General features: G+C 72.4%; 12 protein-coding genes. 9 read left to right on the top strand and 3 right to left on the bottom strand.

The annotated features are described in order from the left end of the window. Nucleotides 1-67: 67 nt before the first annotated feature. A complete protein-coding gene (locus IE308_RS30350) occupies nt 68-2542 on the top strand; it encodes an alpha-L-arabinofuranosidase family protein (RefSeq protein ID WP_190220365.1) in 2475 nt (824 codons plus the stop codon). Here IE308_RS30350 and IE308_RS30355 read toward each other — a convergent pair. Further along, on the bottom strand, nt 2529-2978 hold the full coding sequence (locus IE308_RS30355) for a carboxymuconolactone decarboxylase family protein (RefSeq protein WP_110626994.1): 450 nt from the start codon (nt 2976-2978) through the stop codon (nt 2529-2531). The two genes, IE308_RS30350 and IE308_RS30355, sit on opposite strands and share 14 nt — an antisense overlap. Nucleotides 2979-3230: 252 nt before the next feature. Here IE308_RS30355 and IE308_RS30360 point away from each other — a divergent pair, with 252 nt between their 5' ends. From IE308_RS30360 to IE308_RS30395, 8 genes are read left to right on the top strand one after another with little or no spacing between them, the layout of a single operon-like run. Further along, entirely contained in the window at nt 3231-5915 is a 2685-nt protein-coding gene (locus IE308_RS30360; RefSeq protein ID WP_190220366.1) for a YfhO family protein, read from the top strand. 25 nt (nt 5916-5940) lie between these two features. After that, the gene (locus IE308_RS30365) at nt 5941-6891 is read left to right on the top strand and encodes a glycosyltransferase family 2 protein (protein ID WP_110626992.1); all 951 of its coding nucleotides are present in this window, start codon (nt 5941-5943) and stop codon (nt 6889-6891) included. Continuing rightward, entirely contained in the window at nt 6888-7313 is a 426-nt protein-coding gene (locus IE308_RS30370) for a GtrA family protein (RefSeq protein ID WP_190220367.1), read from the top strand. The genes IE308_RS30365 and IE308_RS30370 overlap by 4 nt, the downstream gene beginning before the upstream one ends. A gap of 45 nt (nt 7314-7358) precedes the next feature. After that, complete coding sequence (argC, locus tag IE308_RS30375; RefSeq protein WP_190220368.1) at nt 7359-8387, top strand: N-acetyl-gamma-glutamyl-phosphate reductase; 1029 nt, start codon at nt 7359-7361, stop codon at nt 8385-8387. Then, nucleotides 8384-9535, top strand: coding sequence for a bifunctional glutamate N-acetyltransferase/amino-acid acetyltransferase ArgJ (argJ, locus tag IE308_RS30380; RefSeq protein ID WP_190220369.1), 1152 nt, complete (start codon nt 8384-8386; stop codon nt 9533-9535). The genes argC and argJ overlap by 4 nt, the downstream gene beginning before the upstream one ends. Beyond that, complete coding sequence (gene argB, locus IE308_RS30385) at nt 9532-10440, top strand: acetylglutamate kinase (protein ID WP_110626988.1); 909 nt, start codon at nt 9532-9534, stop codon at nt 10438-10440. Before argJ ends, argB begins: the two co-directional genes overlap by 4 nt. After that, nucleotides 10437-11630: an acetylornithine transaminase gene (locus IE308_RS30390; protein ID WP_190220370.1), complete on the top strand. Its 1194-nt coding sequence runs from the start codon at nt 10437-10439 to the stop codon at nt 11628-11630. The genes argB and IE308_RS30390 overlap by 4 nt, the downstream gene beginning before the upstream one ends. A 19-nt stretch (nt 11631-11649) precedes the next feature. Beyond that, nucleotides 11650-12195 carry an arginine repressor gene (locus IE308_RS30395; RefSeq protein ID WP_110626986.1) on the top strand — a complete coding sequence of 182 codons (546 nt, stop codon included), beginning with the start codon at nt 11650-11652 and terminating at the stop codon, nt 12193-12195. A gap of 130 nt (nt 12196-12325) precedes the next feature. On the opposite strand, the gene IE308_RS30400 is transcribed toward IE308_RS30395, so the two are convergent. Together IE308_RS30400 and IE308_RS30405 are read right to left on the bottom strand one after the other, a co-directional pair. Continuing rightward, nucleotides 12326-13063 (bottom strand): FAD:protein FMN transferase, encoded by a 738-nt coding sequence (locus IE308_RS30400; protein ID WP_190220371.1) that lies wholly within the window; start codon nt 13061-13063, stop codon nt 12326-12328. Between the two features lie 61 nt (nt 13064-13124). After that, the gene (locus IE308_RS30405) at nt 13125-13862 is read right to left on the bottom strand and encodes an FMN-binding protein (RefSeq protein ID WP_190220372.1); all 738 of its coding nucleotides are present in this window, start codon (nt 13860-13862) and stop codon (nt 13125-13127) included. Nucleotides 13863-13878 lie beyond the last annotated feature (16 nt).

Below are 13878 nucleotides of genomic sequence, written 5' to 3' on the forward strand. Positions count from 1 at the left end.
TTCGAAGTGCTGACCAATGTCTGATATTTCGAACAGTCCCTTCGGGGGCAAGAGCCGCGGAGTATTCATGTCACGCACCCGCTGGAGACTCGGTCTCGGCGTCACTGCCCTGCTGACGGCCACGGCCGTGCTGCCCGCCCCCGCGCAGGCCGCGACCGTCACCGACTACACGCTCACCGTCGACCCGGCCGCGCAGGGCGCCGCGATCGACGACACGATGTACGGCGTCTTCTTCGAGGACATCAACCGCGCCGCCGACGGCGGCCTGTACGCCGAACTCGTGCAGAACCGGTCCTTCGAGTACTCCACAGCCGACAACCGCTCCTACACCCCGCTCACCGCCTGGACCGTCGACGGCACCGCCCAGGTCCTGAACGACGCCGGCCGCCTCAACGAGCGCAACCGCTCCTACCTCTCCCTGGGCGCCGGCTCCTCCGTCACCAACGCCGGCTACAACACCGGCATCCGCGTCGAGGCGGGCAAGAAGTACGACTTCTCCGTATGGGCCCGCGCCGAGGCCGCCACCACGCTCACCGTCACGCTCCAGGACGCGGCGGGCCCGCTGGCGAGCGCGCGCCAGGTCGCCGTCAAGGGCGGCTGGGCGCAGTACAGGGCCACCTTCACCGCCTCCCGCACCAGCAGCTACGGCCGCCTGACCGTGGCCTCCCCGGCCGCCGCCGCGCTCGACATGGTCTCCCTCTTCCCGCGGGACACCTACCGCGGCGAGCCGAACGGCCTGCGCAAGGACCTCGCCGAGAAGATCGAGGCCCTGCACCCCGGCTTCGTCCGCTTCCCCGGCGGCTGCCTGGTCAACACCGGCTCCATGGAGGACTACAGCGAGGCCTCCGGCTGGCAGCGCGCCCGCGCCTACCAGTGGAAGGACACCATCGGGCCGGTCGAGCAGCGCGCCACCAACGCCAACTTCTGGGGGTACAACCAGAGCTACGGCCTCGGCTACTACGAGTACTTCCGCCTGGCCGAGGACATCGGCGCGATGCCGCTGCCCGTCGTCCCCGCCCTGGTCACCGGCTGCGGCCAGAACAAGGCCGTCGCCGACGACGCCCTGCTCAAGCGGCACATCCAGGACACCCTCGACCTGGTCGAGTTCGCCAACGGCCCCGCGACCTCCACCTGGGGCAAGGTCCGCGCCGCGATGGGCCACCCCAGGCCCTTCCACCTCACCCACATCGAGGTCGGCAACGAGGAGAACCTGCCCGACGAGTTCTTCGCCCGCTTCCGGCAGTTCCGCGCCGCGATCCAGGCGAAGTACCCGGGTGTCCAGGTCATCTCCAACTCCGGCCCCGACGACAGCGGCACCACGTTCGACACCGCCTGGAAGCTCAACCGGGACGCCGGCGTCGACATGGTCGACGAGCACTACTACAACAGCCCGCAGTGGTTCCTGCAGAACAACGACCGCTACGACTCCTACGACCGAAGCGGCCCCAAGGTCTTCCTCGGCGAGTACGCCTCCCAGGGCAACGCCTGGAAGAACGCCCTGTCCGAGGCCGCCTACATGACCGGCCTGGAACGCAACGCCGACGTCGTCAAGCTCGCCTCCTACGCCCCGCTGTTCGCCAACGAGGACTACGTGCAGTGGCGGCCCGACATGGTCTGGTTCAACAACCACGCCTCCTGGAACTCGGCCAACTACGAGGTCCAGAGACTGTTCATGACCAACACCGGCGACCGCGTCGTACCGTCGAAGGCGTCGCTCACCCCGTCCGTCAGCGGTCCGATCACCGGCGCGATCGGCCTGTCGACCTGGGCGACCAGCGCCGCCTACGACGACGTGCGGGTCACCGCCGCCGACGGCACGGCCCTGTTCGGCGACGACTTCTCCGGCGACGCCTCGAAGTGGACCCACACCGGCACCGGCACCTGGGCGGTCCAGGACGGCCGGTACGTGCAGACCGACGCCACCGCCGAGAACACCATGGTCCAGGCCGGCGACCCCGCCTGGCACGACTACGACCTGCATGTGAAGGCCACCAAGAAGTCCGGCAAGGAGGGCTTCCTCGTCGCCTTCGGCGTCAAGGACACCGGCAACTACTACTGGTGGAACCTCGGCGGCTGGAACAACACCCAGTCCGCCGTGGAGCAGGCCTCCGACGGCGGCAAGTCCACCCTGATCTCCAAGGCCGGGTCGATCGAGACGGGCCGCGCCTACGACATCGACATCAAGGTGCGCGGCCGGCAGGTCACCCTCTACCTCGACGGCCAGGAGTGGGGCGGCTTCACCGACGACAGGGCGGCCGAGCCGTTCCGCCAGGTCGTCACCCGCGACGCGGCGACCGGCGAGCTGATCGTCAAGGTCGTCAACGCCCAGGACAGCGCAGCCCGTACGGCGATCGACCTGGGCGGCGCCCAGGTCGCCTCCCGTGCCCGGGTCACCACCCTCGCCGCCGCCCCGGACGCGGTGAACAGCGAGACGAACACCCCGGTCACGCCCGTGACCTCGACCCTGTCCGGGGTGTCCGCGAAGTTCACCTACACCTTCCCGGCGAACTCGGTCACCTTCCTGCGGATCAGGCAGAGGTAGCCGGCGGCTCCTCCCGCGCGGGCTGCTCGCCGACCGGCAGCAGCCCGCGCTCCGCGAAGACCTTCTTCGCCACGAACGTCGCGTTGAGCGCCCTCGGGAAGCCGCAGTACCCCGCGGAGTGCAGCAGCGCCTCGACGATCTGCTCGGGCGTCAGACCCACGTTGAGGGCCGCGTTGACGTGCACCTCCAGCTGCGCCTCACAGCCACCGAGCGCGGTGAGCATGCCCAGCGTGACCAGCTGCCGGTCGCGCGGGGCGAGGCCGGGACGGTCGTAGATCTCGCCGAAGCCCCAGGCGACGATCTGGTGCCCCAGCTCGGGGCTGATGTCGGCGAGCGAGTCGATGACCCGCTGCCCGGCCTCGCCGTCGACCCTCCGCAGGACCTCCAGGCCGTGGGCGAAGCGCTCGTCGCGGGTGGTGTTCTGATGGTTGCTCATGTCCGGAACCGTAGGACTTCGAGTCCACTCCAGCGCAAGCGGCACCCCCCGCGAGGGCGGGCGCCGAACCGGCCGGAAACCTCCCGGCCATTTTCCGTTTCCCCGGAAACAATAATTCCTTTCCGAAAGCGCGGGGATATCCGGAACGGAGATTTCTTTTTCCTTTCAGGTGTAACTCGGGCACAACCAAATGAGAGGTCGCTCCGTCTAAGTCGGCGATTGACCGCCACTTTTCCGGGGGGCCTGCCAGCAATGTCGTGTCCGAAGTCCGCCGTGCCGCGGCGGGCCGCCGCCCTGCTCGCCGCCGCGGTCACCGCCGGCGTCTTCTGCGCCGCCGACGCCGCCGCCCGCAGCTACCCCTTCGGCCCCCGCACACGCAGCGTCAACGACCTCGGCAACCAGTACGTGCCCTTCCACGCCCATCTGTGGGACCTCCTCCACGGACGCGCCCACGGCGGGCTCCTGATCAACTGGCAGTCCGGCTTCGGCGCGAGCTTCCTGCCCGACCTCGGCACCTACCTCAGCAGCCCCTTCGCCCTGCTCGTCGCGGTGTTCCCGCGCGACCGCATCGACCTCGCGGTGTACGCCGTCACCGTGCTGAAGACCGCCGCGGCCGCCGCCGCCATGGCCTGGCTGCTGCTGCGGCTGCGCCCCGGCCGCTGGTGGGCGGCGGGCCTGCTGGCCGCGTCGTACGCGCTGTGTGGCTGGACCCTGACCTCCGGCTGCTACAACCCCATGTGGCTCGACGGCCTGCTCGCGCTGCCGCTGCTGTGCCTGGTCGGCGAATGGACGCTGACCGGGCGGCGCCCGCTGCTCGGTGTGCTCGTCGTGGCCGGCGCCTGGACCGCCAACTTCTACACCGCCTACATGGCCACCCTCGCCGCCGGACTCGTCCTGCTGGTGCGGCTGTGGCTGTCCGGCCTCGGCCGCCGGCAGCGGCTCACCGCCGCCGTCCGCGCCGCCGGCACCGTCGCCCTCGGCGTCGGGCTGGCCGCGCCCCTGGTGGCCGTCGTCTGGTCCGGCACCCGGTACGCCCACCCCGGCCGGGTCCTGCACTTCCGGCCTGTGCCCACCGAGGACCTGCTGGCCCGCTTCCTGCCGACGACGTACAGCTTCGGCACCCCGGCCGTCTACGTCGGCACCACCACGCTGCTGCTCGCCCTCGCCCTGCCCTTCCACCGGGCGGTGCCCCGGCGGGAACGGGCCGGCTGGACGGTGCTCGCGGCGGCCGTGACGCTGTCGCTCCAGTGGGGACCGACCCACCTGCTCTGGCACGCCTTCGCCACCCCGCAGGGCAGCCCGTACCGGCAGACCTTCGTGCTGTGCGCCCTGCTGGTGATCGCCGCCTGGCACGCGCTCGCCTACGGCCCGCCCGGCCCGCGCGCGCTCACCGCCGCGGGCGCCCTGTTCGCCCTGCTGGCCGCGGCGGCGAGCGCCAGCGCGCTGACCGACCGCCCGTTCACCCTGCTGGTCGCGCCGGCCGCGGCGGCCGGGGGCCTGGCGGGGCTCGCGCTGCTCGGACGGACGCGGGCCGAGGACCGTACGGGGACGGGGAGCCGTACACGCTCCGGGGACCCGCGTGACGAGGCCCCGCGTGCCCGGGCCCGAGTCCGCCGCCTCGCCCCCGCCGGACTCGCCGTGCTGCTCCTGGCCGGCACCCAGGCCGGTGAGACCGCCGCCACCTCGGTCGTCGCCACCCGGCTGCGGCTCGCGCACATGGACGACTACGCGCCCTGGGGAGCGCGCCAGGAGCGGCAGGCCGCGGTGATCGCCGAGGCCGACGACTGGCCCCGCTACCGCACCGACCCCGGCCGCGAGCAGACCGTCGGCAACGACCCGCTGCTGGTCGGCGGCGAGGGCGCCCAGTACTACAGCAGCCTCACCTCGGACGTCCTGAGCACCACCCTCACCGCCCTCGGCGGCGGCTGGACCTCCCGGGGCCGCAACGTGCAGAGCCTGGACAACGCCGTCACGGACGCGATCTTCTCGGTCGGCGCCCGCGTGCACTCCCCGCCCGACCCCCACCAGCGCTGGTGGCCGGACGCGAGCGGCACCCCGCCCACCGTGACCCGGCAGGACGTGCCGCCGCTGGTCACCGTACGGCCCGCGGCGGACGCCCCCCGGGCCTTCGGCCCCTCTCCGTACCGCAACCAGGAGCTGCTGCTCGGCGCGCGCGTCTACACCGTGCCCCGGCTCACCGTGCGCACCGGCGCCGGACGGCAGCCGGGCCGGAGCACCGACGAGCGTCCCGGCCTGCGCGTCGGCGCCGTACCCGCCGGAGCACCGCGGCCGACGATCACCGCCCGCTGCCCGGCCGGCAGCGAGGTGTACCTGTGGGCGCCCTACCTCTCCGGCACCGCGCGCCTGCCCGGGCAGCCCCTGACCGGCCGGTTCCGCTCCGACCACCCCGTCACCAAGATCGCCGCCATGCAGCGGCTCGGCCGGACGCCGGCCTCCGGGCTGCTGCGCATCGAACTGTCCCCGGACCGCACCGGCGTCGTCCCGGACGGAGCCGTCGGCTGCCTGGACACCGCCCGGCTGCACACCGCCGTCCGGCACCTGAAGGCCACCGGCGCCACCCGGGTGACCGTCTCCGACGGCACGGTCCGGGCCGACCTCCCCGCCGGCAGCACCGGCACGGCCGTCGTCGCCGCCCCCCGGATCGCCGGCTGGCGGTGCGCCACGGGTGACGCACCGGCGAGGCCCGCGGGGAGCTACCACGGCCTGATCGCCGTCCCTCTCGACGGCACCGCCACCACCCTGACCTGCACGTTCCATCCGCCCGGACTGCGCCTCGGCACAGCCGTCGGCGGCGCCTCGCTGCTCACCCTGGCCCTGCTGGGGACCCTCGCGGCCCTGCGCCGCCGGCGCGCCGCCGCCCGCACCGCACCGACCACGACCGCACGCCCGCGCGAGCGGGCGACCAGCCCTCTCTGACCGCGCCCCAGGGGGAGAACCGACCATGCTCATCTCGATCGTCGCGCCCTGCTACAACGAGGAGGACGTCGTCGGCCGCTTCCACGACCGCGTCCGCGAGGTCGCGGAGGAACTGCTGCCGCTCGGCCACGACATGGAGTTCGTGTACGTCGACGACGGCAGCCGCGACCGCACCCTCGCCGTCCTGAAACAGCTGGCCGAGGACGACACCCGCGTCCGGTACGTCTCCTTCAGCCGCAACTTCGGCAAGGAGGCGGCCCTGCTGGCGGGCCTGCGCCACGCCACCGGGGACGCCGTCGTCGTCATGGACGCCGACCTGCAGCATCCGCCCGAGCTGATCCCGCGCATGGTGGAGCTGCGCGAACAGGGCCACGACCAGGTCCTGGCCCGCCGCACCCGCACCGGCGACGGAATGGCCCGCACCCTCACCGCCCGGCTGTACTACCGGATTGTCAACCGGCTGGTCGACGTCGAACTCGTCGACGGCGTCGGCGACTTCCGGCTGCTGTCCCGCCGCGTGGTGGACGCCGTCCTGGGCCTCACCGAGTACAACCGCTTCTCCAAGGGCCTGTTCGCCTGGGTCGGCTTCCCCACCACCACCTTCGAGTACGAGAACGCCGTACGCGAGCACGGCCGCAGCTCATGGAGCCTGCGCTCCCTGCTCGACTACGGACTGGACGGACTGCTCTCCTTCAACAACCGACCGCTGCGCGCCGCCCTCTACCTGGGCCTCGGCCTGCTGCTGTGCGCCGGCGTCTACACGGCGTGGATCGTCACGGCGGCCCTCCTGCACGGCGTGGACACCCCCGGCTACGTCACGATCATCACGGCCGTCACCGCCCTGGCCGGCGTCCAGATGATCATGCTGGGGGTGATCGGCGAGTACACGGGCCGCATCTACTACGAGGTGAAACGGCGCCCGCATTTCCTGGTGAAGGCGACCAATGCCGAGCGGGCGAAGGACCTGGTGCCGTGAGTTCCGGGAGTTCCGTTCTCCGCCGGCAGGTTCTCGTCTTCGCCGTGGTCGGTGTCGTCAACACCGGCACCTATCTCGGCCTGTATCTGCTCTTTCTGACCCGGCTGCCCTATCTCGCCGCCCATGTCCTGGCCTTTGTGCTCAGCATGACCGGTTCCTTCTTCCTCAACGCCCGTTTCACCTACCGGACCCGGCCCACCTGGCGGAAATTCCTGCTGTTCCCGCTGACCAACGCGGCGAACTTCGTGTGCACCACGGCCGGCGTGTGGGTGCTGGTCGACGTGCTGCACACCGGGGACCGCTGGGCCCCGCTGCTCGCCTCCGCCGCGGCGATCCCGGTGACGTTCGTCGTGTCCCGCTGGATCATGGCGCCGCGGCGGGCGGCTCCGCGCCAGGCGGCCCCTCGGCGGACGATTGCATAAACGTGCATGCCTGCGTATAGTCATGCCATCCAGAGGAGGGTGGACATGGCAGTACGTGTGGCGGTGGCCGGTGCGAGCGGATACGCGGGCGGAGAGGCCCTGCGTCTGCTCCTCGCCCACCCCGAGGCCGAGATCGGCGCGCTGACCGGCAACTCCAACGCCGGGCAGACGCTCGGCGCGCTCCAGCCGCACCTGCTGCCGCTGGCCGACCGGGTGCTGGAGGAGACCACCCCCGAGGTGCTCGCCGGGCACGACGTGGTCTTCCTCGCGCTGCCCCACGGCCAGTCCGCGGCCGTCGCCGAACAGCTCGGACCGGACGTCCTCGTCATCGACATGGGCGCCGACTTCCGGCTCAAGGACGCCGCCGACTGGGAGACGTTCTACGGCTCCCCGCACGCCGGCACCTGGCCGTACGGCCTCCCCGAGCTTCCGGGTGCCCGCGCCGCGCTGGAGGGGTCCAAGCGCATCGCGGTGCCCGGTTGCTACCCGACCGCGGTCACACTCGCCCTCTTCCCGGCCTACGCCGCCGGGCTCGCCGCCGACGAGGCCGTGATCGTCGCCGCGTCCGGCACCTCCGGCGCGGGCAAGGCACCCAAGCCCCACCTGCTGGGCAGCGAGGTCATGGGCTCCATGACGCCGTACGGCGTCGGCGGCGGCCACCGGCACACCCCCGAGATGATCCAGAACCTCAGCGCGGTCGCGGGGAAGCGGGTCGCGGTCTCCTTCACGCCGACGCTGGCGCCGATGCCGCGCGGCATCCTCGCCACGTGCAGCGCCAAGGCCGCCGAGGGCGTCACCGCCGAGTCCCTGCGCGCCGCCTACGAGAAGGCATACGCCGACGAGCCGTTCGTCCACCTGCTGCCCGAGGGGCAGTGGCCGGCCACCGCGTCCGTTTACGGCTCCAACGCCGTCCAGGTGCAGGTCGCCTACGACGAGGCCGTCGGCCGGGTCATCGCCATCAGCGCCATCGACAACCTGACCAAGGGCACCGCGGGCGGTGCCGTCCAGAGCATGAACATCGCCCTGGGTCTCGACGAGACCACGGGGCTCTCGATGATCGGAGTCGCACCGTGAGCGTCACGGCAGCCAAGGGATTCACGGCAGCGGGCATCGCCGCCGGGATCAAGGAGAACGGCAACCCGGACCTGGCCCTCGTGGTCAACCACGGGCCGCGCCGTGCCGCCGCGGGCGTCTTCACCTCCAACCGCGTGAAGGCCGCGCCGGTGCTCTGGTCCGAGCAGGTGCTCAAGAGCGGCGAGCTGGCGGCCGTCGTCCTCAACTCCGGCGGCGCCAACGCCTGCACCGGACCCAAGGGCTTCCAGGACACCCACGCCACCGCCGAGAAGGTCGCCGACGTGCTCGGCTGCGGCGCCGGCGAGGTCGCCGTCTGCTCCACCGGCCTCATCGGCGTGCTGCTGCCCATGGACAAGGTCCTGGCCGGCGTCGAGACCGCCGCGGCCCAGCTGTCCGAGCACGGCGGCGAGAAGGCCGCCATCGCCATCAAGACCACCGACACCGTCCACAAGACGTCCGTGGTGACACGCGACGGCTGGACCGTCGGCGGCATGGCCAAGGGCGCGGGCATGCTCGCCCCCGGCCTCGCCACCATGCTGGTCGTCCTCACCACCGACGCCGACCTGGACAGCGCGACCCTCGACCAAGCACTGCGCGACGCCACGAAGGTCACCTTCGACCGGGTCGACTCCGACGGCTGCATGTCCACCAACGACACCGTGCTGCTGCTCGCCTCCGGCGCCGCCGGCGTCACCCCCGAGTACGCGGAGTTCGCGGACGCCGTACGGCAGGTCTGCGACGACCTCGGCCAGCAGCTGATCCGCGACGCCGAGGGCGCCAGCAAGGACATCAAGGTCGAGGTGGTCAACGCCGCGACCGAGGCCGACGCCGTCGAGGTGGGCCGCTCCATCGCCCGCAACAACCTCCTCAAGTGCGCCATCCACGGCGAGGACCCCAACTGGGGCCGCGTCCTCTCCGCGATCGGCACCACACAGGCCGCCTTCGAACCGGACCGGCTGAACGTCGCCATCAACGGCGTCTGGGTGTGCAAGAACGGCTCCGTCGGCGAGGACCGCGAGAAGGTCGACATGCGCTACCGCGAGGTGCACATCGTCGCCGACCTCGCCGCCGGCGAGCAGACCGCCACCATCTGGACCAACGACCTCACCGCCGACTACGTCCACGAGAACAGCGCCTACTCCTCATGACCACGACGCGGAAACACACCGCCCTGCCCAAGGCCCAGACCCTCATCGAGGCGCTGCCCTGGCTGACCCGCCACCACGGCAAGACCGTCGTCATCAAGTTCGGCGGCAACGCCATGGTGAACGAGGAGCTGAAGGCCGCCTTCGCCCAGGACGTCGTCTTCCTGCGGCACGCCGGCCTCAAGCCCGTCGTCGTGCACGGCGGCGGCCCGCAGATCAGCGCCGCCCTCGACAGGCACGGCATCGTCAGCGAGTTCAAGGCCGGCCTGCGCGTCACCACCGAGGACGCCATGGACGTCGTACGGATGGTGCTCGCCGGGCAGGTGCAGCGCGAACTGGTCGGCCTGCTCAACCAGCACGGCCCCCTCGCCGTCGGCCTGACCGGCGAGGACGCCCACACCATCACCGCCGTCAAGCACCAGCCGGAGATCGACGGCGAACTGGTCGACATCGGACGGGTCGGCGAGATCACCGCCATCGACACCGGCGCGATCGAGGCGCTGCTCGCCGACGGCCGGATCCCGGTCGTGTCGTCGATCGCCCGCTCCGAGGACGACCACCACGTCTACAACGTCAACGCCGACACGGCCGCCGCGGCGCTCGCGGCCGCACTGGGCGCCGAGACGCTGATGGTCCTCACCGACGTCGAGGGCCTGTACGAGGACTGGCCCAACTCCGACGAGGTCATCAGCCGCCTCACCGCCTCCCAGCTGGAGAAGCTGCTGCCGGAGCTGAGTTCCGGCATGGTCCCGAAGATGGAGGGCTGCCTGCACGCCGTGCGCAACGGCGTCAACACCGCCCGCGTCATCGACGGCCGCGTCCAGCACTCGATCCTGCTGGAGATCTTCACCGACGAGGGCATCGGCACGATGGTCGTGCCCGACCAGGACACCGAGGGGGAGTCATGAGCAACCAGGAGCTGACCGAGCGGTGGCAGGGCGCGCTCATGAACAACTACGGCACCCCCCGGCTGCCCCTGGTACGCGGTGAGGGCCGCACGGTCTGGGACGCCGACGGCCGCGCCTACCTGGACTTCGTCGGCGGCATCGCCACCAACGCCCTCGGCCACGCCCACCCCGCGATCGTCGACGCGGTGAGCACGCAGATCGCCTCCCTCGGCCACGTCTCCAACCTGTTCCTCGCCGAGCCCACCGTCGCCCTCGCCGAACGGCTGCTCCAGCTCTTCGGCCGGGAGGGCCGCGTCTTCTTCTGCAACTCCGGCGCCGAGGCCAACGAGGCCGCCTTCAAGATCGGCCGGCTCACCGGGCGCACCCACATGGTCGCCACCACCGGCGGCTTCCACGGCCGCACCATGGGCGCCCTCGCCCTCACCGGCCAGCCCGCCAAGCAGGAACCCTTCCTGCCCCTGCCGGGCGACGTCACGCACGTGCCCTACGGCGACGCGCAGGCGCTGGCCGCCGCGGTCACCGAGGAGACGGCCCTGGTGATCATCGAGCCGATCCAGGGCGAGAACGGCGTCGTCGTCCCGCCCGCCGGCTATCTGAAGGCCGCCCGCGCCATCACCGCCGCCACCGGCGCGCTCCTCGTCCTGGACGAGGTGCAGACCGGCGTCGGGCGTACCGGGCACTGGTTCGCGTACCAGGCGCACGAGGGCGTGCTGCCCGACGTCGTCACGCTCGCCAAGCAGCTCGGCGGCGGACTGCCGCTCGGCGCGACCGTCGCCTTCGGCCGGGCCGCCGACCTGCTCCGGCCCGGCCAGCACGGCACGACCTTCGGCGGCAACCCCGTCGCCTGCGCCGCAGGACTCGCCGTCCTCGACAGCATCGCGGGCGAGGGACTGCTGGAGAACGTCAAGCGGCAGGGCGAGAAGCTGCGGCAGGGAATCGAGGGCCTCGGTCACCCGTTGATCGACTATGTGCGGGGCGCCGGACTCCTCCTGGGTATCGTGCTCACCGGGCCGCACGCGCAGAAGGTGCAGCAGGCGGCCCAGGAGGCCGGTTTCCTCGTGAACGCGCCCGCCCCCGACGTCGTCCGGCTGATGCCCGCGCTGAACCTGGGCGACGACGAGGCGGACGCCTTCGTCGAGGCGCTGCCCGGCATCCTTGACCAGGCCGACGGGGCCGACGGGGACGCATGAGCCGGAGAATGAGACGACGATGAGCCAGGCGCAGGACCACGAGCAGCCGGGGAACGCCGGACCTGCCGTGCCGCAGACCCGCACCGCACGCCACCGCCGGATCGTGGACATCCTCAACCGGCAGCCGGTGCGGTCGCAGAGCCAGCTCGCCAAGCTGCTCGCGGACGACGGGCTGAGCGTCACGCAGGCGACGCTGTCCAGGGACCTCGACGAGCTGAACGCGGTGAAGATCCGCAACAACGACGGCGACCTGATCTACGCGGTGCCCAGCGAGGGCGGCTTCCGCACCCCTCGGGCGCCGCTCGGGGAGTCGGCCAAGGAGGAGCGCATGCGGCGCCTCTCCCAGGAGCTGCTGATCTCCGCGGAGGCCTCCGCCAACCTCGTGGTCCTGCGCACGCCGCCGGGCGCCGCGCAGTTCCTCGCCTCGGCGATCGACCAGGCGGAACTGCACGACATCCTCGGCACGATCGCCGGCGACGACACGCTGCTGCTGATCAGCCGGAACCCGACGGGCGGGCAGGCGCTGGCGGACCACTTGCTCCGGCTGGCGCAGAACGGTCACTGAGGGTTGCGCCGGGCGGCCATCGAGGGGGCCGGTGCCTGTTTGTGCCGGGTGCGGGTGGTCGGTGGCCGGTCGCGCAGTTCCCCGCGCCCCTGGGGCGTCACGGTTCGCGGCGCCCCAAAGCCCCGGCGGCTCACCCCAGCCGTGAAGCCAACCCGCCTGTGCACCGCACCTCGTCGCCCGCCGTGATCAGCAGGGCCTCCGCCTCCGGCAGGGACTCCAGCCACGCCAGTCCCTCCCGCGCCCCCATCGCGAAGGCCGTCGTGGCCCAGCAGTCCGCCCACGTCAGGGACGGTCCCACGACCGTCACCGCGACCAGGTCCGTCACCGCGGACCGCCCCGTCCGCGGGTCCACCACATGGTCCCCCCGCTCCGCCGTGCCGGACGTCGCGACCGCCAGCCGGTCCACCCCGCCCGCGGAGATCACCGCCGCCAGCCCGCCCGGCCGCAGCGGATCGGCTACGCCCACCCGCCACGGCCGTCCCGGCTCCGGCGCGCCGAACATCTGCACGTCACCGCCCCCGTTGACGCTGACCCCGCTCGCCCCCGCCGCCAGCAGCGCCCCAGCGGCCCGCTCGGCCGCCCAGCCCTTCACGATCCCGGTCGGATCGAGCCGGCCGGCGTAGCGCAGGCTGAACCAGCCGTCGCTGACCCGCTCGGCCTCGGCGCCCAGCCCCAGCACCTCCCCGACCTCCGGATCGCACTCCTCGACGGTCAGTTCCCCGCGGGCCAGCCGGGAGATCTGGCTGTCCTCCCGGTACGTGCTGAACACCTCGTCGACCCGGTGCAGCCCCGCGATCGCCTCGTCCAGCCCCCGCCGCACCGCCTCGGGTTCCCCGCCGCGGACGTCGAAGGAGAAGACCGTCCCCATGACCTCCTCCGCCCGACGTACCGCGACGGGAGCCTCTCCGGTCCCGCTCCCGCCCACCGGCTCAGCCACCGGCCCGGTCGAGGGCCGACTGGAGCGACTGCCGGTACCCGGCACTGGTGTACGTCGCCCCGGACACCGCGTCGATGTCCGCGCTCTGCGCGGCGACGGCCTCCTGACCGAGTTTCGGCACGGCCGTCGCCGTGACCTCGTCGCTGTGCCCGCCCTTGGGCGCCTGCACGGCCTCCGCCCGGACGATCCGGCCGCCGCTGACGGTGACCCGCACCTGCACCGGGCCGTACTGCGTCCGTGCCACATCGCCGGTCACCGTCCGCGCGGCACCCTGGGCACCGCCCGAACCGCCGCCCGGGCCACCCGCCTTCACCTGGTCCAGCGCCGACTGCAGCGACTGCCGGTACCCGGCGCTCGTGTACGTCGCCCCGGACACCGCGTCGATCTCCGCGCTCTGCGCGGCCACCGCCTCCCGGTTGAGCCGGGGCACGGCCATGGACGTGATCTGGTCGCTGCGACCGCCCTTGGGGGCCTGCACGGCCTCCGCGCCGGTGATCCTCCCGTCCCGCACGGTGAGCCGGACCTGCACCGCCCCGTACTGGGTCCGGGCGGCCTCGCCGGTGACGGTGGTGCCGGCCGCGGCCTGCGCCCCGCCCTGCGGCAGCGCACCGCCCGCCGCCTGCGCGGACGACGGATCGGACGCCGGCTTCAACGACAGCAGCAGCACGATCCCGGACACGGTGGCCGCCGCCGTGAGCACGACGCGCCGTACGGGGTGACTCTTCCTCATCGCTCCTACAGCTCCC

The organism is Streptomyces griseosporeus (assembly GCF_014656055.1).
Taxonomy (GTDB): Bacteria; Actinomycetota; Actinomycetes; order Streptomycetales; family Streptomycetaceae; genus Streptomyces; species Streptomyces griseosporeus.